General features: G+C 46.6%; 1 protein-coding gene. It reads left to right on the top strand.

Translation table 11 applies throughout. From position 1 onward, the window contains the following. The coding region (locus tag A372_RS0100295; protein ID WP_019418903.1) for a hypothetical protein at positions 1-206 on the top strand (206 nt) is incomplete at both ends.

The raw sequence follows: 206 nt of genomic DNA, 5'->3' as shown, positions 1-206 counted from the left end.
ATGCTGATGCCCAAATTACGGGTGAATACCGTCTTTGATATTGATCTTGAAGGCTTGTATGCTCAAGGATATCGCGGCATTATTACGGATCTGGATAACACGCTGGTCGGTGCAAAAGCGCCGAACGCAACTCCCGAGCTGGTGGCCTGGTTTGAAAAGGTCAAACAGGCGGGTTTTAAGCTTGTCATCGTGTCTAATAACAATAT

The organism is Paenibacillus sp. OSY-SE (assembly GCF_000283315.1).
Lineage (GTDB): Bacteria > Bacillota > Bacilli > Paenibacillales > Paenibacillaceae > Paenibacillus_B > Paenibacillus_B profundus.
This window is presented reverse-complemented; position numbering and strand designations above follow the sequence as displayed.